Annotated in this window: 1 protein-coding gene; it reads left to right on the top strand. The window is 63.4% G+C overall.

All coding sequences use genetic code 11. The features are described 5' to 3' along the window. The coding region (locus AAEZ06_RS27160; protein WP_502948058.1) for an NADPH-dependent FMN reductase family protein at positions 1-252 on the top strand (252 nt) is incomplete at its 5' end. Between the last annotated feature and the right edge of the window lie 27 nt (positions 253-279).

Raw genomic sequence — 279 nt, 5'->3', positions numbered from 1 at the left:
CCGTTGTACAGCGAGATCCGTGACCTGCTGCCCGCCGCCTGGCGCGGTCTGCCGGGTGCCGTGATCGCGCTGGGCGACTCCAGCTATGGCGATACCTACTGCGGCGGTGGCCAACTGCTCACTGAACTGTTTGCCGAGCTGGGCCTGCGTGAAGTCCAGTCGATGCTGCGCCTGGATGCCAGCGAAACCGTTAACCCTGAAGGCGACTCCGAGCCGTGGGTTGAAGACTTCATCAAAGCACTGACCCAGTAATCGACCGCTCACGCAGCAGCTCCAGCC

This window comes from Pseudomonas sp. HY7a-MNA-CIBAN-0227, assembly GCF_040310325.1.
GTDB lineage: Bacteria > Pseudomonadota > Gammaproteobacteria > Pseudomonadales > Pseudomonadaceae > Aquipseudomonas.
This window is presented reverse-complemented; position numbering and strand designations above follow the sequence as displayed.